Source organism: Paenibacillus sp. FSL F4-0236 (assembly GCF_038000135.1).
Classification (GTDB): Bacteria; Bacillota; Bacilli; order Paenibacillales; family Paenibacillaceae; genus Paenibacillus_AQ.
On sequence record NZ_JBBOBK010000001.1, the window covers coordinates 1,714,742 to 1,736,192 of the forward strand.

The following is a 21,451-nucleotide window of genomic DNA, read 5'->3' on the forward strand; positions in this document are numbered from 1 at the left end:
AGGGGCGAAAAATGATATGGAAGAACGGGAACTACTATTCGGCTTTAATGAAGTGGAAGGCATTGGCTGGAAAACTATCGACAAAATTCGCAGAGCTGGGCTTTTGTCAGAAAAAGCATTTTCTTGTAGCTCAGAAGACTGGGAAAAGGTTGGATTGAGCGAGAAAGTGTCGATTCAACTTGCTTCTATATATACGTTGGAGTGGATAGCAAACCGCCGCTTACTAATGGAAGAAAGTGCTGTGAACATGGTTACGATTTTTGATGCAGACTATCCCCATTTATTGAAGGAGACAGCTCAGCCACCATGGATTCTTTATTATCGTGGGCGTTTGGATCTGTTATCGACACCCAGTGTAGCGATGGTCGGTACTCGTGTGCCAACAGCTTATGGACGGAAGGTAGGAGAGATCCTCACGAAAGAGCTTAGTGAAGCAGGTCTAACAGTGGTTAGCGGATTAGCTAGGGGGATTGATAGCGTTTGTCATGAAGCTGCGCTAAGAAGCGGTGGAGGCACAATAGCGGTAGTGGCTACAGGACTTGATCGGGTCTACCCGCCTGAGAATAAGGAGCTTGAACGATTGATTTCCCGTGATGGGTTAGTGCTAACAGAGTATCCTCTTGGAACCAAAAGTCATCCTGGGTTATTTCCGCAGCGCAATAGAATTATTGCAGGCCTCACATACGGCACAGTGGTCGTAGAGGCGGATAGTAGAAGTGGATCACTCATTACTGCAGATGCTGCCTTGGAGGCAGGACGGGATGTTTTTGCTGTCCCTGGACCTATTACTTCTCCAAAAAGTAGAGGTGCTCTTGATCTGATTAAACAGGGGGCAAAGCTGGTAACCGGTGCACTAGATATTTTAGAAGAATACACTTCTTTTCTCCCGACAAACCTCTCAAAAACAGGTGAAAACGGTCCCTCTAAACAGGTGGCTGACGATTTGTTAATTGAAAAGAAATTGACAAATGAGGAGTTACACCTATACCATATACTGCATCAAGGCCCCTTTATTTTGGACGATCTGCTTGTGAGGACAGGATGGGATTTTGGACATTTGCATTCAGTTCTGTTATCTTTAATCATAAAAAAAGCGGTAGCACAATTACCAGGAGCTATTTATAAGGTAATTTAATATAGAGGTACGAGTGTTAACGAGGAGGAAGAGTCTATGGCAGATGCATTGGTTATTGTCGAATCGCCCGCGAAAGCGAAGACAATTGGCAAATATCTAGGTAGTAAGTATATTGTAAAGGCATCTATGGGACACATCAGAGATCTACCGAAGAGTCAAATTGGTGTTGAGGTGGAGAATGATTTCAATCCCAAATATATTACGATTCGTGGTAAAGGTTCTATATTGAAGGAATTGAAAGACGCTAGTAAAAAAGTGAAAAAAGTCTATCTCGCAGCTGACCCCGATCGCGAAGGAGAAGCAATTGCTTGGCACTTGGCACATGCCCTGGATTTAGATAATACACAGGAATGCCGAGTTGTATTTAATGAGATCACCAAACAAGCGGTGAAGGATGCTTTTAAGACGCCACGCAAGATTAACATGGATCTTGTGAATGCACAGCAGGCAAGACGTATACTGGATCGGCTAGTAGGTTACAAGATTAGCCCTCTATTATGGAAGAAAGTCAAAAAAGGGTTATCTGCTGGACGTGTTCAATCTGTAGCTGTAAAGATCATAATGGATCGTGAGAATGAAATCTCCGCTTTTGTACCTACTGAATATTGGAGTATTACAGCTAAACTTGGGATTCGAGATTCTGTCTTTGAAGCTAAGTTTCATAAGCTGAATGGTGTGAAGAAGGAACTTAATCAGGAAAGCGATGTTCAAGAGGTCCTTGAGGCAATCAAAAACGCAGCTTTTAAGGTAAGTAATGTGAAGGAGAAGGAAAGACAACGGCATCCTTCGGCTCCTTTTACAACAAGTTCCCTTCAACAGGAAGCAGCTCGTAAGCTTGGATTCCGTGCAGCTAAGACAATGTCTGTTGCCCAGCAATTATACGAAGGTGTGGAACTAGGCAAAGAGGGAACCGTAGGTTTGATCACCTATATGCGTACGGACTCGACACGTTTATCTGTCACTGCACAGGATGAAGCTAAAGAGCTGATTACTGCTAAGTATGGTGAAAAGTTCTTACCTGAAGCCCCTCGCCAGTATTCAAAGAAAGCGGCTGGAGCGCAAGAAGCGCATGAAGCGATCCGACCAACTTCAGCACTTCGTGAACCGGAAATGGTCAAAGAGTTCTTAAGCCGGGATCAATTCCGTCTTTACAAGCTGGTGTGGGAGCGGTTCGTATCCAGTCAAATGGCGTCTGCTCTTCTTGATACACTTTCGGTTGATATAGAAGCAGGTACAGCCACATTCAGAGCGGTGGGTTCGAAGGTTTCATTCCCAGGGTTCATGAAGGTTTACGTGGAAGGTAACGATGATGGAACTACAGATGAAGATAAGTATTTACCGCCTCTTGAAGCGGGAGATGCTTTAAATAAGCAAGAGATCGAGCCGAAGCAGCATTTTACACAGCCACCACCGCGATATACAGAAGCAAGGCTTGTAAAGACACTTGAGGAATTAGGGATAGGACGCCCAAGTACGTATGCACCAACGCTTGAAACGATTCAGAAGCGTGGTTATGTAGCGATTGAAGAGAAAAAATTCATGCCTACAGAGCTTGGAGAACTTGTCATCGAGCAGATGGAACAATTTTTCCCGGAAATATTGAACGTAGAGTTTACGGCTAATATGGAAGGCGATCTTGACCATGTGGAAGAAGGCTCAGAAGATTGGGTGAAGGTTCTTGCTGAATTTTACGAGTCTTTCGAGAAGCGCTTAGTGTTTGCCGAAGAAGAAATGAAAGAAATTGAGATTGAAGATGAAGTCTCTGATGAGATCTGCGAGAAATGTGGTAAACCACTTGTATATAAATTAGGACGCTTTGGGAAGTTCCTAGCATGTTCTGGCTTTCCAGATTGCCGAAATACGAAGCCGATTATCAAAGATATTGGTGTAACTTGCCCTAAATGTAATGAAGGAAAAGTTGTAGAGCGTCGTAGCAAAAAAGGACGTGTCTTCTATGGCTGCGATCAATATCCAGGGTGTGATTTCGTCTCTTGGGATAGACCATCCACTAAACCATGTCCATCTTGCGGGGCTTGGATGATTGAGAAACGCAATAAGCAAGGCACCAAACTGCAATGTACGTCTTGTGACCATACAGAGGCAGTTTTAGACAACGAAGAAGAGTTAGCAGAATAATAGTCTCTACAGGAGGAAATAAGACAGTGACAGATACAGCAAAGGTAACAGTAATTGGAGCAGGTCTCGCAGGAAGTGAAGCAGCCTGGCAAATAGCCTCTCAAGGCGTACCGGTAAGATTGTATGAAATGAGACCAGTGGTGAAGACGCCAGCACACCACACCAATCAATTCGCAGAACTAGTATGCAGCAACTCCTTGCGTGCAAATGGTTTAGGCAATGCGGTGGGTGTATTAAAGGAAGAAATGCGACGTTTAAACTCTCTTGTATTAGGTGCGGCTGATCGCCACGCTGTACCTGCTGGCGGTGCACTTGCCGTGGATCGGGATGGTTTCTCGGGAGAAATTACGAGTACATTGCATAATCATCCGCTCGTGGAAGTCATAAATGAAGAACTTACGCATATACCGGAGGAAGGGATTGTTGTTATTGCAACGGGTCCACTAACTTCCCCTGCATTATCTGCTGAAATTAAGGGTCTATTAGGTGAAGAGTATTTCTATTTTTATGATGCTGCAGCACCGATTGTTGAGAAGGACAGTATTGATATGAATAAAGTGTATCTGGCTTCCCGTTATGACAAAGGGGAGGCAGCATATCTGAACTGTCCTATGACTGAAGAGGAGTTTGACGTGTTTTATGATGCGTTGATTTCTGCAGAGACGGCGGCACTCAAGGATTTTGAGAAAGAGATATACTTTGAGGGCTGTATGCCTATCGAAATCATGATGAAGCGCGGTAAGCAAACTGCATTGTTTGGTCCGATGAAGCCTGTAGGGCTTATCAATCCGCACACAGGTAAGCTACCTTACGCGGTAGTACAACTTCGTCAGGATAACGCTGCTGGAACGCTTTACAATCTGGTGGGCTTTCAAACGCACTTGAAATGGGGCGAACAGAAGCGGGTATTCTCGCTGATTCCAGGTCTTGAGAACGCTGAATACGTTCGGTATGGGGTAATGCACAGAAATACCTTTATTAATTCTCCTAAACTCTTGCATCCTACTTATCAAATGAAGGGTAAAGAAAGGCTGTACTTTGCTGGACAGATGACTGGCGTGGAAGGCTATGTGGAATCAGCAGCTTCAGGTCTGATTGCTGGCATTAACGCTGCTAGAGCCGCACTTGGTCAAGAAGGACTGATCTTCCCACAAGACACGGTGCTTGGTAGTATGCCTGCCTATATCACTTCCGCTGATCCGGAGCATTTTCAGCCTATGAATGCCAATTTTGGTCTTCTGCCGAAGGTGGAGAAGAAAATCCGTAATAAGAAAGAAAAGAATGAGATGTTAGCGCATCGTGCACTAGACAGTCTTGCCGAGTACGCCAATGCTACGGGCCTTGCCTATAAAGAGCCGGAGGCTATCGACAACCAAGAATAAGCGCCTTGGGCGTCCTTATAAGGATGATAAGCGTTAGCGTTTAAGCGAGAAATATAAGGATAATGTATAACGTGAAACGTATACTTCTTATTTTTGAACAAAGCCCATCTTAAGGAGGTAACTACAATCATGGTACCCAGCTTTCATGCGACTACAATTTGTGCTGTAAGACATAACGGACAGGCAGCTATAGCAGGTGATGGTCAGGTTACATTCGGAGAGAGTGTAATTATGAAGACGACGGCCAGAAAAGTTCGTCGCTTATACAGAGGACAAGTAATAGCAGGGTTTGCAGGATCTGTGGCCGATGCTATCACTTTGTTCGAAAAATTCGAAGGCAAGTTGGAGGAGCATCATGGAAACCTGCAACGGGCAGCCGTAGAATTGGCGAAAGACTGGCGTCAAGATCGTATTCTTCGAAAACTTGAGGCATTGATGATTGTGATGGACAAGGAAGGAATGCTCTTGATCTCCGGAAATGGTGAAATTATCGAGCCAGATGATGATGTGCTCGCTATTGGTTCCGGTGGTAACTTTGCACTTGCTTCCGGTCGCGCGCTCAAACGTCATGCTCCAAATCTTGCTGCTGCGGATATCGCTCGTGAAGCTCTTCAGATTGCATCAGAAATATGTGTGTATACTAACTCCAATATTATTGTTGAGCAATTATAGGCTCAGTGCCATAGAGACAAGGAGGAATTCACGATGGTGAATCAATCGCTAACACCCCGTCAAATCGTAGCTGAATTGGATAAATATATTGTAGGTCAGAAACAAGCTAAGAAATCGGTAGCTGTTGCCCTTCGTAATCGTTATCGGCGCAGTCTGCTGGCTGAGGAATTGCGTGATGAAGTTGTTCCTAAGAACATCTTGATGATCGGACCTACTGGTGTAGGGAAAACTGAGATTGCTCGGCGTCTAGCTAAGCTCGTTAATGCTCCGTTCATCAAAGTGGAGGCAACCAAATTCACTGAGGTGGGTTATGTAGGGCGAGATGTGGAGTCTATGGTGCGTGATTTAGTTGAGACCTCTATTCGTATGGTGAAGTTAGAGCGTACGGAAAAGGTGAAGGATCGTGCAGAAGAACTGGCTAATGAGCGGATTGTCTCTATTTTAGTGCCTTCGTCTTCAAAAAATAAATCTCAGAAGAATCCTTTTGAGATGATTTTTGGCGGGAACTCTTCACAAGAGGATTCTAAAGAAGATTCCGAACCAGATGGAAGCTTAAGCGAACGCCGTCGCGGGGTTAGATTTAAGCTGCTAGCTGGTCAATTGGAAGAAGATATCATTGAAATAGATGTTGAGGATACAGCGCCATCTATGCTGGATATGTTTGCAGGGCAAGGGAACGACCAGATGGGGATGAATATGCAAGAAATGTTTGGCAGCTTGCTTCCGAAGCGGACGAAGAAACGCAAGCTTCCTATCCGTGAGGCTCGTAAAGTGCTAATTCAGGATGAAGCAACCAAACTGATTGATATGGATGATGTCATTCAGGAATCTGTGACACGCGCTGAACAATCGGGTATTATTTTTATCGATGAGATTGATAAGGTTGCAAGTCAAGGTAAGGGTTCGGGCCCTGATGTATCACGTGAAGGTGTGCAAAGAGATATCCTTCCAATTGTAGAGGGTTCTACAATCATGACAAAATACGGTCCTGTGAAGACGGACTACGTGCTCTTCATGGCTGCGGGGGCTTTTCATGTTGCTAAACCTTCTGATCTGATTCCAGAGCTTCAGGGGCGTTTTCCGATTCGCGTAGAACTAAGCAGTCTGACACTGGAGGATTTTGTTTCCATCTTAACAGAGCCAGAGAACGCTTTGACGAAACAATATGTTAATTTGTTAAAAACCGAGGACATTGAAGTGGAGTTCCAGAAAGATGCTATTTATGAAATTGCCAAAATAGCTGCTTCAGTGAATCAAAATATGGAGAACATAGGTGCTCGACGTCTTCATACGATTTTGGAGAAGTTATTGGAGGATCTATCTTTTGAAGCACCTGAGCTGACGCTGGACACTATGGTTATTACACCAGAGTATGTGCGTGAAAAATTGGCAAGTATTGCGCAGGATCGTGATCTAAGTCAGTATATTCTTTAATGCGACAAATTCTTATTCTTTTGGATTTGGGCATATTGAATTAGAAAATTACAATTTAGTGTCATTAATAGGTAAAAAAATGTAAAAAGATGCAATTAAAAAGATAATTTTGAGTTAAAAAAGGAATAAAATAGCAATAAAGTGCTAAAAGCCCTGTCTTTTCTAAAAAGATAGGGCTTATTTCTTATTGTAATAATATACAAATTAAATGAAAATCAATGTATGTGAAAATACTAATTAGTTATACTTTGCGACAAGGTTCGACGTAGAAACTGATAAATAGAGGATTTTTATACTTTATTTGTCGAAATCAAGCAGGTTTTTTAAGGAAAGTTGTGGAATTCATTTCATTATGATAGCTTTGAAAGGAGGAATTATCTTGGGATTGCTGAATAGTGTCAGTTTTCAACGATTGCAGGGAGGCATTGATGCTGCCTACAAACGACAAAATGTTCTAGCGAATAATGTGGCTAACGAAGATACGCCAAATTTCAAACGTTCTGATGTTTCATTCGAAAGTTTCCTTCAGCAACAAGAAAGTGGAATAAAACCTACACTTAACGCGAAGGTAACGGACTCCCGACATTTTCAATTTGGTAGTAATAGAATTGTACCAGCAGCTGTCGTTAGTACGGATGAAACTACCTCGATGAATAATAACGACAACAATGTGGATGTAGAACGAGAAATGGCGTTAAGTGCTGAGAACCAACTCAGGTATAGTTCTTATGTCGAGCAGATCAACAGTCAAATTTCGATGATGCGAGCTGTAATTCAAGGAGGATAAGATTGCATGAACTTTGGGAGTAGTTTTGGGATAAGTGCATCAGCATTAACAGCTCAACGATTGCGGATGGACGTGATTTCCTCCAACGTGGCCAATGCGGAAACTACAAGAGCATCGGTGGTTGATGGCAAAGCCGTTCCTTACCGTCGAAAGCTTGTTGTTATGGAAGCTACCGAAAGCAATAAGTTCTCGAATATACTAAATTCGAAATTGAACGGTAGTAGTAGTGAAGGTGTAAAGGTGCAGTCCATTATAGAAGATACTTCACCGTTAAAGCCAGTTTACAACCCAAGCCATCCTGATGCGGATGCCGAAGGTTATGTCTATATGCCAAACGTAGATATTACCAAAGAAATGGTAGATATGTTATCTGCATCACGTTCTTATGAAGCCAATGTCACGATGCTGAATGCATCTAAAGCTATGGTAAGTAAAGCACTCGAAATTGGGCGCTAAACGTAATTAACACAAGGAACGCTTCCGAAGTGAGTTTTGTACGAAGTGAATCTAGGAAGCCTATGCTTACAAAACTTTTAGGAGGGAAACAGTTGATACAGAATATCACTAATGGGGTTCAAGCTGTACAGCAGCTTGCCATGAAACCAACATCTACCGAAGTTTCATCCACTCCTGCTAATGCCATGGAGAGCTTTGGTTCTTATCTTGAGAATGCACTCACTAAAGTAGCAGATCAGGAACAACAAGCAAAGGATATGAGTAATAAATTTGTATTGGGAGAAGTGAACATAGACGAGGTGATGATTTCTTCCCAACAGGCTTTACTGAGTTTGCAGTTGACTACACAAGTCCGGAACAAAGTGATAGAAGCCTATCAAGAAATTATGAGAACTCAAATTTAATTAATTCCTAGCTTAGTTCCGGATGGGGTGACACTGTGAATGAAAGATTTGCCCAATATCGGGAGAAGGTGACCCTGTATTGGAACAGATTTAGTGGTAAACAGAAGATTTTATTCTTTTCTACATTGTTTATCATTCTAATAATAATCGTAGTATTAACCATGCAGCTTTCAAAGACAGAATATGAAGTAGCGTTTCAAGATTTGGACAGCACAGATTCAGCTGGAGTAATGAACTACTTGGATACAGCAGGTGTTTCATACCGATTAAGCCAAGATGGAAAAAGCATCTCCGTGCCAAGCACAGAAGCGGCTCGAATAAAGGTGGATATCGGTTCTCAGGGGATTGTTCAGGGGGGCTCTATCGGTTATAAGGTCTTTAATGAAAATTCGTCAATGATAGGGACGACAGATAGTGAGTTTAATGTGAAGTATAATAATGCATTAAACGGTGAAGTAGAACAGTTAATGAGACGTATGCAAGGAATTAAGGATGCTAAAGTGCTGATTAATCTGCCTAAAGAAACAGTTTTTGCTTCCCAGGCTGACCAAGAGCAAGCATCTGCATCCGTTGTGCTTTCATTTAATCCGGGATTCAGACCCACTCAAGATAATATTGATGGGTACTTTAACCTTGTAAAGACGGCTGTTCCAAATCTACCAATCGATAACATTACGATTGCTAATAATGAAGTCGAGTTAATGCCTACGGCCAAAGGTGGACAAGCTGGAGTTTCCAGCCAAGTCGAAGAGAACTTCGCTCTTCAGAAGAAATTCGAAGAAGAAGTAAAGAAAGATGTGAAACAATTCCTTAGCACTCTTACGGGTCCAGATAAAGTTGATGTTCTTGTATTTTCGAAGCTGAACTTTGACAAGGAAAACCGGAAGGAGAATCTCGTAACCCCTGTGGATACAGAGAACATGAAGGGGATTGAGATCAGTTCACAAATCATTAGTAATTCGTATTCGGGTCAAGGAAATACAACTGGCGGAGTGGCAGGCACTGGTTCACAAGATGTAGCGGGCTATCCTTCACAAGCCGGTACGGATACTTCTACTTCGGAAGAATCTTCTGAAACGAGGAACTATGAAGTAAACCGAATTACAAAGGATGTTATCGCAAGTCCCTTTACTGTTAAAGATTTAACCATAAATGTTGCAGTTGAACCACCTACAGGACAAAATACTTTGGACGCTGCTACATCAGCAGCAATTCAAAACATTTTGGTAAATATTGTTCGTGCTTCGCTCGCAGATTCAGGTACTACATATACAGACGCTGATTTAACCAAAAAGGTTTCGGTGTATTCTCAACAATTTGGCGGAACCGCTGCTAATACAACACCAGGTGGTCTTGCCACATGGATGTTATGGGCTATCGGAGCAGCTGCATTGCTGGTTGGAGCAGGTGGAGGATATCTAATCTATCGGAGTCGTAAGAAGACTGTGGAAGAGGAAGATGAAGACATTCCATTGCAGGTTCCTACCGAATTTCCATCTATTAATTTGGAAAGTGTGACGAATGACAGTCAAGTTCGTAAGCAATTGGAAAGTTTGGCTAAGAAAAAGCCAGACGAATTCGTAAATCTGCTGCGTACATGGCTTGCAGACGAACAGAGGTGAACTAATGGCAAAGGCTAGTCAGCAGGGGCTTAGTGGCCGTCAAAAGGCCGCGATCCTGCTTATCACACTAGGGCCCGAGGTATCGGCGCAAATATTCAAACATTTAAGAGACGAGGAGATTGAACAATTAACTCTTGAAATTGCCAATGTCCGTAAAGTGGACAGCAGTGAAAAAGAGTCGATCATGTCTGAGTTCCATCAGATATGCCTCGCCCAGGAATATATATCACAAGGCGGTATTAACTACGCCAAAGAGATTCTGGAGAAAGCACTTGGTTCCGCAAAAGCAATGGAGGTCATTAACCGTCTGACTGCGACTTTGCAGGTAAGACCTTTCGATTTTGCACGCAAGGCTGATCCAAACCAGATTTTGAACTTTATTCAGAATGAGAATGTCCAGACTATCGCACTTGTATTGTCTTATCTACAATTCGAACAAGCCGCAGCTATTCTCTCCTCATTACCTCAAGAGAAGCAGGCGGAGGTGGCTAGAAGAATTGCTGTAATGGACAGCACCTCTCCGGAGGTCATTACACAAATTGAACGAGTGCTGGAGCAGAAGCTTTCTGCTACAGTAACTCAGGATTATACAAATGCTGGCGGTATCGAATCAATCGTACAAATCTTGAATGGTGTTGACCGTGGGACAGAGCGCACAATTCTGGATTCTCTCGAAATTCAAGATCCAGAGCTCGCCGAGGAAATCAAGAAGCGGATGTTCGTATTCGAGGATATTGTCAATGTGGATAACCGTTCGATTCAGCGTATTATTCGTGATATTGATAATGCGGACCTGCAGCTTGCCCTTAAGGTTGCAAGTGAAGAAGTACGAGATGTTATTTTCCGGAATATGTCCAAACGTATGGCAGAGACATTCCGAGAAGAAATGGAGTACATGGGTCCTGTGCGTTTGCGTGATGTAGAAGAAGCGCAAACGCGTATTGTAGGTACGATCCGCAGACTCGAAGAGTCTGGAGAAATTATCATCGCTCGTGGCGGAGGAGATGACATCATTGTCTAAGCTGATTAAGCATTCTCAGTATGTTCCAGTTGATGTACTGAAAAGATTGGAGCAGGCCCGGCATTATGCGGGCCTAACTGAGGAGCCCGTTCCAGAGGAGACTGTAAGCGAGACTCACTATCATGATCCCGCTCGTGAAGAGGCTGAAGTGGCACGTAAGCAAATGCTTAAAGACGCCCAAGAATTTGCTGAAGAGCAAGTACGGAATGCCTCTCTTGAAGCGGAACAGATTGTTGAATCCTCAAAAGCGGAGGCTGAAGAGTGGTGGAAAGAGCGGCGTGAGCAGGATGAACATCTGGTCGAGGCCGTCAAAGCCGAGGCTTATCAGCTAGGGTATCAAGAAGGTGTTTCTCAAGCTGAGCAAGAGATGAAGCTCAAAATTGCAGCGATGATGGATGAAGCGCGTGCTGTTTTAACTGAAGCCTATAAAGCAAGGGATGTCATTATTCAGGAAGCTGAACCTTTCTTGGTTGAGCTAAGCTGTGATATTGCGGAGAAAATTGTGGACAGACAGTTAACGGTTGAGCCGCAGTTTGCAATGGATTTGATTCGGAAGAATCTAGCTCGTAAACGTGAGCAGGGGCTGATCTCACTGTGTGTATCACCTGCGCAGTTTGCTTTCGTAAACGCAGCAAGGGAAGAATTGTCATTAGCGGTTGACTCGCAGGCTGAACTACAGATCTTGCCTGACTCGACTGTGAAAGATCAAGGTTGTGTAATCCGCTCCTCCTTTGGCAGCATAGATGCCCGAATTGATACTCAGCTTGCAGAAATCAAGAAAGAGCTGGTTAGAATCGCGCTGGACACCGATGAGCAGAGAAATGGGGAAGAAGATGCTTGATAGTAACCGTTATAAGGAGCAACTTCGTAATCTCGATCCGGTGAGGATCAATGGGAAAGTGACGCAGGTTATCGGTCTTATGGTTGAATCGGAAGGACCTGATGCTAGCATTGGTGATGTGTGCTATATCTATCCTTCTAAAGGAAATAAGCCGCTGCAAGCTGAAGTCGTTGGTTTCCGTGACAACAAGGTGCTATTAATGCCACTTGGAGAACTGCAGGCCATTGGACCTGGTTGTGATGTAGTGGGAACAGGTAAGCCGCTTAGTGTTCAGGTGGGTTCAGAATTGCTGGGTAAGGTACTGGATGGTCTAGGGCAACCGCTTGATGGTTCCCTGATCCCAGCTCGAATGCCACATAGTTCGACCTTTAACATTCCGTCCAATCCACTCAATAGACCACGAGTGCAAGAACCTATTAGCATTGGTGTAAGAGCGATAGATGGTTTGCTAACAATTGGTAAAGGTCAGCGGGTGGGGATTTTCGCTGGTTCAGGGGTCGGCAAAAGTACGCTCATGGGAATGATTGCACGTAATACATCAGCAGATGTTAATGTTATCGCTCTGATTGGGGAACGTGGCAGGGAAGTACTGGATTTCATCGAACGCGATTTGGGACCTGAGGGTTTGCAGAGGTCAGTTGTTATTGTCGCTACATCTGATCAGCCTGCATTAATTCGAATTAAGGGAGCACTTATTGCTACTACGATTGCTGAGTATTTTCGGGATCGTGGACTTAATGTGATGCTGATGATGGATTCGGTCACTCGTTATGCTATGGCTCAACGTGAAGTTGGACTTGCAGTTGGAGAACCACCAGCTATGAGAGGTTACACACCATCTGTATTTGCAAGCTTACCTAAACTACTAGAACGCGCCGGAACTGGTCCTACAGGCTCTATCACAGCTTTTTACACTGTATTGGTTGATGGTGATGACATGAATGAGCCGATCGCTGATGCAGTGAGAGGAATACTCGATGGACATATCGTCCTTAACCGAAGTATTGCGAATAAAGGACATTTTCCAGCAATAGATGTGCTTTCCAGCATTAGTCGTGTAATGAAGGATATTGCGCCAGAAGAACAGATCGCTGCTGCAGAGAATGTTAAGCGACTAATGGCCGTGTACAAGGATTCAGAAGATTTAATTAATATCGGAGCGTATCAGAGAGGCTCCAATGCTCAAATCGATGAGTCGATGGAGTATATAGACAGTATATGGGAATTCACCAAACAAAGAGTGAATGAAAAAGTTACGCTGGCTGAAGTTCAACAGTCTTTAATTTCACACTTCTCGAGGAGTTGATTCAGTATCATGAGATTTCATTATACTTTTCAAAAAGTCGTTGACTTGAAGGGCAATGAGAAGACACAGGCAGAATGGATGCTCTCAAGCGCGCTTGGAGAATTGCAGGCACAAGAAAGAAGCCTGGATGAACTCACCTTTCAGCGGAGCGCTATTATGTTATCTTTACAAAATGCCGCAGAACAAAAGGCACCTATGGCGAAGATTCGTGAAATGCAAGAATATGTAGAATACCTGGATATATGCATTGCCCGTAAACATACGGACATTAGAAGTGCACATCAGGAAGTCTTGAAGAAGCAAGATCAGTTAAGCACAAAGGTATTAGACGAAAAAGTATGGTTAAAGGCAAAAGATAAGGCTGAGACACAGTTTCAGCAAAGTATGATTTTACGGGAACAAAACGAACTGGATGAGATGGCAACCGTCCGCTTCGCGATGAAATCCCTCTAACCCGGGAGGTTTCCGCTAGTGGCTAAAATTGATAATGACATGGAACTTGAAAATGAAGGGTCAGCGGGGAAATTTGAGCGGTTCTTATTTCTAATGATACCGATTATCTTCACGCTAGTACTGCTTGGAGTACTGTTGACGCTTTTTAATATGGACATTCGTAATAACGTGCTTGAAGTTGCGAATAAAATTCCGATTCTGGAAAAATGGGTTCCTGATCCGCCAACAGATCCTTCTAAACCGAAGGAAGAAAGCAAAAAGCAGGAAGTGAGCTCAAACTCAACGATTAAGGAGCTCAAAGCTCAGCTTGCCCAGCAGGCAGATGAGTTGAAGAAGGTCACAGATGAAAAAACAGCCCAGGATACCAAGGTTCAGGCGCTAGAGTCGCAAATTGAGGGAATGAAGACGGAAGCTGCTGCAGCTGCTGAAATAAACAGTGAGGAAACAGAAGACCCTTATCAGAAGCAGGTTACTGATCTGGCGAAGCTGTACGCGGGCATGAAAGCTTCCAAAGCTGCACCGATTATGGAGAATTTGACTACAGAAGAGATGGTGCAGATATTCAGCGTAATGAATAAAGCGAGTAAAACTGCGATTCTGGAAAAAATGGATCCTCAAAAAGCGGCAGATGTCACGATTAAGTTGAAAGAAACTACCTCTTCGAGTGATATGGCTATTGCTGCTCTTCAATCTAGATTGAAAAAAGAAGCTGGCACTACTCAAACGACTAAAACTAGTACAAATCTGGATAAGGAAAAGTTGAACCAAACCTTTAGTTCAATGACGCCTGCCAATGCAGCTTCTCTACTAGGAGAAATGTATAAGATTAGCCCGGATAAAGTAGTAACGATTATGAATACCGTAAGTGATAGTGTTCGCTCTTCGATTTTGGGGGAAATGACTAAAAATGATAGTGCGCAAACCGCGAAGATTGTTAACCGTTTGATGGGTGCTAAATAAATATTGAAAGGAGGTGAAAAATAATATGAGTTTAGTGGTTCAATCGCTTGTGAGCGCAAATGCTACAGCCGCAAGTGGCAGCTCATCGACTTCTACTGGCACAACAGCTGCTGTACCTTTCGCGCAGACTTTAGTGCAAACTATGGGAGGAAACACAGCTAACACCACATCGGTACCTACTGATCCGCTTCTGGGAAATCTAGCCTCTTTATTGCAAGGTCTTTTAAAGGAAGTACAGACAACTGGAGAAGATCAAGGGGGACAAGATACGGAGAATTCTGATCTTATCGAGAAGCTAACTGCTGATGTTGAAAATCTAGATGAAAGCATCAATAGCGATCCTGCTGTGCTGGTAGCTTTGCAAGCTTGGCTTCTTCAGGTATCAGCTCTTCTATCGGGAAGTCAAGCGACTGAGAGTGATGCTACATCTGATACGGAGTCGGCAGGAAGCTTGTCGCCGTTAGCTCAGCATGCGGATACGCTGCGATTTGCTGTTCAAGATGATTTGCAAAGTTTAGTTACTATGATTCAGGAAGCTGCTGTCAGTGGGAACGAAGAGGCTGCTAGTAAAGGAATAAGCCTGTTAAATAATTTTACAGCAATACTAGAACAGTCCTCCGCTAACACTATTAAGGGGAAGGGAAAGAACTCCAGTATAAATGAAAACTCTGGTGTATCTGTACAACAACCTATAGTGACTGAAAGCAAAGGTAATACGACGGACAAAACCATTCAAAACCTTAGTAATCGTGCTGGAGAAGTAGCTGCAATTAAGAATGAAGCAGTCCTAACTTCGCCTGTGACCTCAGGAGCTGTTCAAGATCCTGAAGCAGAGCTTACCGCTCCATTGATTAAAAACAGTACAACTGGAGAAACAAAGCAGGCAGAATCAACTCAAGATTCCACATCAGGAACTACTATCATAGAAGGAGATCATGAGGTTGTAACTGCTGGTCAATTAGCTCTTCGGGGAGGAATTACTGCTCCGTTGAAGGCTGAGGTTCCAGTAGCTCCTGTACCCGTTCATCAGTTTGCACAGGAAATGACCGGTTTTATTACAGGTAAATTGGAGATTGTGCAAAAAGGCGGAGTAGCTGAGGCTACGATATCACTCTTTCCAGAAAATCTAGGACAAGTAGATGTTAAGATTACTATGCAAAACGGCCATCTGGTTGCACAGTTTATGACTGAACATTCCGGAGCTAAGGATATGTTGGAACAGCAGATGAACCAGCTTCGAGCGGCATTGCAGTCTCAAGGCCTCCAAGTAGAAAAATTGGAAGTCACACAAAATAATACCCCCCTCAATTCAGGGTGGGGTCAAGAAGGACGCCAACCTGGTTCTGGAAGTGGTCAGCAGGGGAGACGCTCCAAAGAAAGTCGTGAGGAAGCTAATGATGCCATTCTTGCCGCAGAGCTAAATGGTGAATGGAAAGATTGGGTTTCAAACGCAGGGCAAGAAGATGATAATCAAGGGAACTCCTTCTCTGCCAAAGCTTAAACTTATCACAAGTGAAAGAGAGGTGAACGGTTATGACGACAACAACAACTCCTCCTGTTTCTACCAAAGACCAGTGGAATTATACAACTCCTGAATCTACTAAAACAACAGGAAATTCTGTCTTGGGTAAGGATCAGTTTTTGAAGATTTTGATCACCCAGCTGCAGAATCAAGATCCGATGCAGCCGATGCAAGATAAAGAATTTATTGCTCAAATGGCACAGTTTACATCTGTTGAGCAGCTGATGAATATCTCTACACAGCTTACATCAATGAATCAGTCTCTTGGATCAGTATCCGGCTTGATTGGTAAAGATATCACATGGACGGATACCGCCACAAATCTACCTAAGACAGGGAATGTTGAATCAATCGTTGTCAGCAAGGGGATTCAATATGCGGTTGTGGGGAAAGACAGAATTGCTTTATCCGATATTACACAAATTCAGAATCCCGCAACAACAGAGAATGGTTCTGGTACAGATAGTAATACTCCGGAGAATAATGGAGGAAGCGAGGCGACAATATGAGTGACAGGCTGACCATAGGCCAACTGTATCCTACGTCGTCCCTACATTCCTCAACGTTACAGCGATCTTCGATACCGAAGCAGACTGTGACTGGAGAAGCCACCTTTGAGAGCGTACTGCAACAGAAGCTACTAAAATTCAGCAATCATGCTGCTAAGCGTCTTGAACAAAGAGGAATTGAACTTGGAAGCAGACAACTGGATCAGATATCTTCTGCTGTGGATAAAGCTGCTGCCAAAGGCAGTAAAGAATCCTTGATATTAATGAAGGACTTGGCATTTATCGTAAGTGTCCCGAATCGTACGGTTGTAACCGCTATGGATGGAAATTCGATTAAAGATAACGTATTTACGCAAATTGATAGTGCAATTGTGATTTCATAACCGGCTGGTCCTAACGGAAAGCCGAGGCGGCCGCTGACCGACTGACGCGGTCCCATTCACTTAGTAAGTTATTAGGACTCTATAATCTGGGAGGACAACACAAATGTTAAGATCTATGTATTCAGGGGTTTCGGGGATGAGAGGCTTTCAGACTAAGCTTGATGTAATCGGTAATAACATTGCCAATGTCAATACAATTGGTTTTAAATCAGGACGGGTTATGTTCAAGGACATTATGAGTCAAACTGTTTCTGGTGTAACTGCTCCTAGTGATGATGGTGCAGGTGGTATGAATGCTAAACAAATCGGACTGGGCGTAAGTATCGCTTCTATCGATACACTCCATTTGTCCGGTAGTGCTCAAACTACTAACAACCCGACAGATTTACGCATTGACGGAGATGGTTTTTTCCTAGTAAAGCTATCAGAAGATCAAGAAACACCTTTCTTGACTCGTGCAGGAGATTTTCATGTAGATGCTGCACGTAATCTTGTAACTTCTGACGGACTTCATGTGCTAGATTCCGATGGTGGACCCATTCAATTGGGTGATGATGTAACAGCATTCTCCATTTCCAATGATGGAACGATTGTTCAGACCATGTCGGATGGAACGACTGAAGCAGGTGTGAAGATCGGTGTAGCTAAGGTTACGAATCCATCTGGATTAGAGAAGATTGGTGGCAATCTATACCGTATGTCACTTAATGCGAATGCAGAAGGTGAGCTTGTTCCTACAGTAGCAAATGATACTGAAACTGGAACAGGCGCTATCATTTCTGGTCAACTCGAAATGTCCAATGTGGATCTTACGAATGAATTTACAGAAATGATCGTATCGCAACGTGGATTCCAGGCGAACTCCCGTATCATTACGACTTCTGATGAAGTGCTGCAGGAAGTAGTTAACCTGAAGCGTTAATTTTATCAATAATTTAATATCTTTTTTAAAGATTAACGCGGAGTCGTGGGGGAGGTACCCCTCCCCCTATTTTTGTTAGGAGGCCTGTTATGATATCGGTAACGAGATTAAATGGAACACCGATGTGGATCAATGCCCTACTGGTAGAAATGGTAGAAGAAAGCCCGGATACATATATTACGCTAGTAACCGGAAAAAGACTGATCGTGCTTGAAAAAGCTGATGAAGTTATTACGAAGATCCGGGATTATAACAGGGACATAGGCACATATGCTGCCACCATTAAAGTCCAGTCAATGGAGGAGCTAACATGAAGAAGATGCTGCCATGGTTACTTACGATTTTACTTGCGATTACACTTATCGTGATCGCCGCATTTTTATTAATGGACAAGATCTTTCCGAAAGATTCGAATGATGTAAATGCTGCGGTTCAAAGTGTGGAAACCAAGTATTTAACTGCAGATGAAATCGTCGAATTAACGGCAGAGATCAAAGATATCAAAACAAATCTTGCTGATCCCGATTATATCGTTCAAATAGATTTCGCCTTCCAACTGAATTCTGCGAAATCAAAGGAAGCATTCGAAAAAATAAAAGAGATCAAAATCAAACCGATTATTATCAAAACGCTTGCAGATACCAAACCTGAGGAGCTTAATGGAGCAAATGGCAAAGACCAGCTTAGCAGCAAGCTTGTTAATCTGATCAATAAGACATTGACCGAAGGCAAAATCACTCAGATCGAAGTCACCAAATACCTTTTGGCTTCTATGTAGCTTCAGGCATGATAATTCTTTGATAGGGGGGTGATTGAATTGGTTGATGTACTATCACAAAACGAAATAGATGCTCTACTTGCTGCACTTTCTTCAGGTGAGATGGATGCCGATGAACTTAAAAAGGAAGAAACTCAGAAGAAGATCCGATCTTATGACTTTAAACGGGCTGTTCGATTTTCTAAAGATCATATTCGTAGTCTTACAAGGATTCATGACAATTTCGCACGCTATCTTACAACGTACTTTTCAGCCCAATTACGCACCTTTGTGCAGATTAATGTCGTTCAAGTAGAGCAGCTCCCTTATGATGAATTCATTCGTTCCATTCCGAAAATGACAATACTGAACATTTTTGAAGCCGAACCTTTAGAAGGTCGAATGGTAATGGAAGTTCATCCAAACATCGCTTTCGCTATGCTGGACAGATTGCTGGGCGGTTTTGGGACTGCGCCATCTAAGATTAATGCTTTAACTGAAATCGAAACAACGATTATGGAGCGTATCTTCAGCAGATGTTTTGAGAGTTTGCAGGAGGCTTGGAAGACTGTGCTGGATATCCATCCGCGCATGGAAGCGCTCGAAACGAACCCACAGTTCATGCAAATTGTATCGCCCAATGAGACCATTGCATTGATCTCGTTAAGCACAAAAATTGGAGATACAACAGGTATGATCAATCTGTGCATACCGCACGTCGTTCTGGAACCAATAATGTCTAGACTATCTGTTCACCAATGGTTTGTAACAGAGAAGAAGACCCGGGATGCAGATGAACTTGAAGCTATTAAAGCTAGAGTTCATAAGGCGAAACTGCCGATTGTCGCTGAACTTGGAGAATCGAGCTTATCTATATCTGAGTTTCTTGGGCTTAGCGTCGGTGACGTGATCTCCCTAAACAGGAATGTAGATTCTGGACTCTCGATTAAGGTAGGGGAGAAGCTTAAGTTCATCGGAAGTCCTGGAATGGTGAAAGACAGGGTAGCCGTGCAAATAGACGAGATTGTCAGTGAAGGAGTTGAAGAATTTGACGAGTAAAGATTATTTATCCCAAGAAGAAATCGACGCCCTTCTGAGACAATCTGCGGAAGGCTCATTGGCTCCTTCAGAGAAAACGGTAAATGACTATTTAACACCGTTTGAACAGGATGCTTTGGGTGAAATCGGTAATATAACGTTTGGTAGTGCAGCGACAGCTCTTTCCACATTACTAGGGAAAAAGGTTGATATTACAACCCCTCAAGTTTCCATCATTACACGCGGGGAATTTGAAGTGGCTTTTCCTAAACCACATGTAGCTGTACACGTGGAATATGTAGATGGATTTCAGGGTATTAACTCTCTTGTTATTAAGATTAGGGATGCACAGGTCATCGCAGATTTAATGCTTGGTGGAGAAGGCGAACCTAAAGATGAAGAATTGAATGAAATTCACATTAGTGCTGTGCAGGAAGCAATGAACCAAATGATGGGTTCTTCTGCCACATCAATGTCCACTATCTTCAATCGGTTTGTTAATATTTCACCTCCGGGTATCGACATTCTGAACATGTCCAGCGGTGAAGGTGTCGGCAGCTTACCCAATGACGAAACCTTAATTCGAATTTCGTTCCGACTTAAGATAGGAGATTTAATAGACTCTACTATTATGCAGCTCTTGCCTGTCCAGTTTGCTAAGGATATGGTGACGATGCTTCTGGGTGATGTAAGCCCTGCAGCGCAGGAGGCTGCAGTTACGTCGACAGAGACTCCAGCTAAGCCAGCTCAAGAGACGCCTCCTGTAGCTCCTCCAGTGCAACAGGCGCCTTCACAGCCCGTAGGAGAAACACCTCCGCCGTACCCGCCGCAGGGTATGCCTGGTTATCCAGGGATGCCAGAAGGCGGATATTATTATCCTCCAGCGGGAATGCCGGCGTATGGCATGCCAGGGATGCCACCCTATGGAATGCCGCCTCAAGGCATGCCTTATGGGCAGACACCACCGCTTAGTCCTGAAGCGAATCGCAATGTAAATGTACAGCCTGTACAATTTGCTAACCTTAACGGTGGAGCTTTTGGTCATATTGATGAAAACAATTTAAATTTATTGATGGACATACCGCTTAGAGTAACCGTAGAATTAGGAAGGACCCAGAAGCAGATTAAAGATATTTTAGAAATGTCTCAAGGCTCGATCATTGAGCTGGACAAGCTCGCCGGTGAGCCTGTAGATATTTTGGTTAACAACAAGCTTATTGCCAAAGGTGAAGTCGTAGTTATCGACGAAAACTTCGGCGTACGCGTTACGGATATCGTCAGCCAGTGGGACCGAATTCAGAAATTACAATAAGCATACTTAGGGAGGATTTTGTAAAAATGGCTAACCGAATTCTAATCGTGGACGATGCAGCATTTATGAGAATGATGATCCGTGACATTTTGTCGAAAAACGGATTTGAAGTAGTGGGCGAAGCTCAGGACGGTTCTCAAGCTATAGAGAAATTTAAAGAACTGCGTCCGGACCTCATCACGATGGATATAACTATGCCTGAGATGGACGGAATCGCCGCCCTGAAAGAAATCAAGAAGGTAGATCCGGCTGCTAAGGTCATCATGTGTTCAGCCATGGGCCAGCAGGCTATGGTTATCGATGCTATTCAAGCAGGAGCAAAAGACTTTATTGTGAAGCCTTTCCAAGCTGACCGAGTTATCGAAGCTATCAACAAAACGTTGGGTGTGTAGGAAAAAG

23 protein-coding genes are annotated in these 21,451 nt (G+C 43.5%); all 23 read left to right on the forward strand.

From position 1 onward, the window contains the following. The first annotated feature begins 16 nt into the window (after positions 1-16). The 23 genes from dprA (at position 17) to NSQ29_RS07925 (ending at position 21,444) form a co-directional block, all read left to right on the forward strand. Positions 17-1,135, forward strand: a complete 1,119-nt coding sequence (gene dprA, locus NSQ29_RS07815) for a DNA-processing protein DprA (protein WP_341124746.1) — start codon at positions 17-19, stop codon at positions 1,133-1,135. A gap of 36 nt (positions 1,136-1,171) precedes the next feature. Beyond that, complete coding sequence (topA, locus tag NSQ29_RS07820) at positions 1,172-3,271, forward strand: type I DNA topoisomerase (RefSeq protein WP_042189457.1); 2,100 nt, start codon at positions 1,172-1,174, stop codon at positions 3,269-3,271. Further along, positions 3,271-4,653, forward strand: coding sequence for an FADH(2)-oxidizing methylenetetrahydrofolate--tRNA-(uracil(54)-C(5))-methyltransferase TrmFO (trmFO, locus tag NSQ29_RS07825; protein ID WP_341126743.1), 1,383 nt, complete (start codon positions 3,271-3,273; stop codon positions 4,651-4,653). The genes topA and trmFO overlap by 1 nt, the downstream gene beginning before the upstream one ends. Positions 4,654-4,782: 129 nt before the next feature. Then, positions 4,783-5,325, forward strand: a complete 543-nt coding sequence (gene hslV, locus NSQ29_RS07830) for an ATP-dependent protease subunit HslV (protein ID WP_042189455.1) — start codon at positions 4,783-4,785, stop codon at positions 5,323-5,325. Between the two features lie 33 nt (positions 5,326-5,358). Continuing rightward, on the forward strand, positions 5,359-6,759 hold the full coding sequence (gene hslU, locus NSQ29_RS07835; protein ID WP_076299246.1) for an ATP-dependent protease ATPase subunit HslU: 1,401 nt from the start codon (positions 5,359-5,361) through the stop codon (positions 6,757-6,759). Between the two features lie 379 nt (positions 6,760-7,138). Next, positions 7,139-7,546: a flagellar basal body rod protein FlgB gene (gene flgB / locus NSQ29_RS07840; protein ID WP_076299245.1), complete on the forward strand. Its 408-nt coding sequence runs from the start codon at positions 7,139-7,141 to the stop codon at positions 7,544-7,546. A gap of 6 nt (positions 7,547-7,552) precedes the next feature. After that, complete coding sequence (gene flgC, locus NSQ29_RS07845) at positions 7,553-8,002, forward strand: flagellar basal body rod protein FlgC (protein ID WP_042189452.1); 450 nt, start codon at positions 7,553-7,555, stop codon at positions 8,000-8,002. 92 nt (positions 8,003-8,094) lie between these two features. Beyond that, on the forward strand, positions 8,095-8,406 hold the full coding sequence (gene fliE / locus NSQ29_RS07850) for a flagellar hook-basal body complex protein FliE (RefSeq protein WP_042189451.1): 312 nt from the start codon (positions 8,095-8,097) through the stop codon (positions 8,404-8,406). 35 nt (positions 8,407-8,441) lie between these two features. Beyond that, positions 8,442-10,028 carry a flagellar basal-body MS-ring/collar protein FliF gene (gene fliF / locus NSQ29_RS07855; protein ID WP_042189450.1) on the forward strand — a complete coding sequence of 529 codons (1,587 nt, stop codon included), beginning with the start codon at positions 8,442-8,444 and terminating at the stop codon, positions 10,026-10,028. Positions 10,029-10,032: 4 nt separating this feature from the next. Then, complete coding sequence (gene fliG, locus NSQ29_RS07860) at positions 10,033-11,049, forward strand: flagellar motor switch protein FliG (RefSeq protein WP_042128934.1); 1,017 nt, start codon at positions 10,033-10,035, stop codon at positions 11,047-11,049. Continuing rightward, on the forward strand, positions 11,042-11,890 hold the full coding sequence (locus NSQ29_RS07865) for a FliH/SctL family protein (RefSeq protein ID WP_042189449.1): 849 nt from the start codon (positions 11,042-11,044) through the stop codon (positions 11,888-11,890). The genes fliG and NSQ29_RS07865 overlap by 8 nt, the downstream gene beginning before the upstream one ends. Next, a complete protein-coding gene (gene fliI / locus NSQ29_RS07870; RefSeq protein WP_279306853.1) occupies positions 11,859-13,196 on the forward strand; it encodes a flagellar protein export ATPase FliI in 1,338 nt (445 codons plus the stop codon). The genes NSQ29_RS07865 and fliI overlap by 32 nt, the downstream gene beginning before the upstream one ends. Before the next feature lie 9 nt (positions 13,197-13,205). Further along, complete coding sequence (fliJ, locus tag NSQ29_RS07875; protein WP_076285416.1) at positions 13,206-13,649, forward strand: flagellar export protein FliJ; 444 nt, start codon at positions 13,206-13,208, stop codon at positions 13,647-13,649. Between the two features lie 39 nt (positions 13,650-13,688). After that, the gene (locus tag NSQ29_RS07880) at positions 13,689-14,609 is read left to right on the forward strand and encodes a MotE family protein (protein ID WP_445739186.1); all 921 of its coding nucleotides are present in this window, start codon (positions 13,689-13,691) and stop codon (positions 14,607-14,609) included. Positions 14,610-14,634: 25 nt separating this feature from the next. Continuing rightward, positions 14,635-16,110, forward strand: coding sequence for a flagellar hook-length control protein FliK (locus tag NSQ29_RS07885; protein ID WP_341124748.1), 1,476 nt, complete (start codon positions 14,635-14,637; stop codon positions 16,108-16,110). 32 nt (positions 16,111-16,142) lie between these two features. Then, positions 16,143-16,640 carry a flagellar hook capping FlgD N-terminal domain-containing protein gene (locus NSQ29_RS07890; RefSeq protein ID WP_341124749.1) on the forward strand — a complete coding sequence of 166 codons (498 nt, stop codon included), beginning with the start codon at positions 16,143-16,145 and terminating at the stop codon, positions 16,638-16,640. Then, positions 16,637-17,023 (forward strand): TIGR02530 family flagellar biosynthesis protein, encoded by a 387-nt coding sequence (locus NSQ29_RS07895; RefSeq protein WP_341124751.1) that lies wholly within the window; start codon positions 16,637-16,639, stop codon positions 17,021-17,023. Before NSQ29_RS07890 ends, NSQ29_RS07895 begins: the two co-directional genes overlap by 4 nt. Before the next feature lie 103 nt (positions 17,024-17,126). Next, a complete protein-coding gene (gene flgG, locus NSQ29_RS07900; RefSeq protein ID WP_339265642.1) occupies positions 17,127-17,945 on the forward strand; it encodes a flagellar basal body rod protein FlgG in 819 nt (272 codons plus the stop codon). An 89-nt stretch (positions 17,946-18,034) separates the two neighbouring features. After that, positions 18,035-18,259: a flagellar FlbD family protein gene (locus tag NSQ29_RS07905; protein WP_042128923.1), complete on the forward strand. Its 225-nt coding sequence runs from the start codon at positions 18,035-18,037 to the stop codon at positions 18,257-18,259. Further along, complete coding sequence (locus NSQ29_RS07910; RefSeq protein WP_042189445.1) at positions 18,256-18,723, forward strand: flagellar basal body-associated FliL family protein; 468 nt, start codon at positions 18,256-18,258, stop codon at positions 18,721-18,723. Before NSQ29_RS07905 ends, NSQ29_RS07910 begins: the two co-directional genes overlap by 4 nt. A 39-nt stretch (positions 18,724-18,762) precedes the next feature. Then, positions 18,763-19,761: a flagellar motor switch protein FliM gene (fliM, locus tag NSQ29_RS07915; protein WP_042189444.1), complete on the forward strand. Its 999-nt coding sequence runs from the start codon at positions 18,763-18,765 to the stop codon at positions 19,759-19,761. After that, positions 19,751-21,052: a flagellar motor switch phosphatase FliY gene (fliY, locus tag NSQ29_RS07920; protein WP_042189443.1), complete on the forward strand. Its 1,302-nt coding sequence runs from the start codon at positions 19,751-19,753 to the stop codon at positions 21,050-21,052. The genes fliM and fliY overlap by 11 nt, the downstream gene beginning before the upstream one ends. 26 nt (positions 21,053-21,078) lie before the next feature. Then, positions 21,079-21,444 (forward strand): response regulator, encoded by a 366-nt coding sequence (locus NSQ29_RS07925; protein WP_036688523.1) that lies wholly within the window; start codon positions 21,079-21,081, stop codon positions 21,442-21,444. Positions 21,445-21,451 lie beyond the last annotated feature (7 nt).

What these genes read in the sequence shown, in the direction of transcription:
- dprA (WP_341124746.1), top strand. Translation starts at nt 17, where the DNA reads ATGGAAGAACGGGAACTACTATTCGGCTTTAATGAAGTGGAAGGCATT.
- topA (WP_042189457.1), top strand. Translation starts at nt 1,172, where the DNA reads ATGGCAGATGCATTGGTTATTGTCGAATCGCCCGCGAAAGCGAAGACA.
- hslV (WP_042189455.1), top strand. Translation starts at nt 4,783, where the DNA reads ATGGTACCCAGCTTTCATGCGACTACAATTTGTGCTGTAAGACATAAC.
- hslU (WP_076299246.1), top strand. Translation starts at nt 5,359, where the DNA reads ATGGTGAATCAATCGCTAACACCCCGTCAAATCGTAGCTGAATTGGAT.
- flgC (WP_042189452.1), top strand. Translation starts at nt 7,553, where the DNA reads ATGAACTTTGGGAGTAGTTTTGGGATAAGTGCATCAGCATTAACAGCT.
- fliG (WP_042128934.1), top strand. Translation starts at nt 10,033, where the DNA reads ATGGCAAAGGCTAGTCAGCAGGGGCTTAGTGGCCGTCAAAAGGCCGCG.
- fliI (WP_279306853.1), top strand. Translation starts at nt 11,859, where the DNA reads ATGAGCAGAGAAATGGGGAAGAAGATGCTTGATAGTAACCGTTATAAG.
- fliJ (WP_076285416.1), top strand. Translation starts at nt 13,206, where the DNA reads ATGAGATTTCATTATACTTTTCAAAAAGTCGTTGACTTGAAGGGCAAT.
- NSQ29_RS07880 (WP_445739186.1), top strand. Translation starts at nt 13,689, where the DNA reads ATGGAACTTGAAAATGAAGGGTCAGCGGGGAAATTTGAGCGGTTCTTA.
- NSQ29_RS07885 (WP_341124748.1), top strand. Translation starts at nt 14,635, where the DNA reads ATGAGTTTAGTGGTTCAATCGCTTGTGAGCGCAAATGCTACAGCCGCA.
- NSQ29_RS07890 (WP_341124749.1), top strand. Translation starts at nt 16,143, where the DNA reads ATGACGACAACAACAACTCCTCCTGTTTCTACCAAAGACCAGTGGAAT.
- NSQ29_RS07895 (WP_341124751.1), top strand. Translation starts at nt 16,637, where the DNA reads ATGAGTGACAGGCTGACCATAGGCCAACTGTATCCTACGTCGTCCCTA.
- flgG (WP_339265642.1), top strand. Translation starts at nt 17,127, where the DNA reads ATGTTAAGATCTATGTATTCAGGGGTTTCGGGGATGAGAGGCTTTCAG.
- NSQ29_RS07905 (WP_042128923.1), top strand. Translation starts at nt 18,035, where the DNA reads ATGATATCGGTAACGAGATTAAATGGAACACCGATGTGGATCAATGCC.
- NSQ29_RS07910 (WP_042189445.1), top strand. Translation starts at nt 18,256, where the DNA reads ATGAAGAAGATGCTGCCATGGTTACTTACGATTTTACTTGCGATTACA.
- NSQ29_RS07925 (WP_036688523.1), top strand. Translation starts at nt 21,079, where the DNA reads ATGGCTAACCGAATTCTAATCGTGGACGATGCAGCATTTATGAGAATG.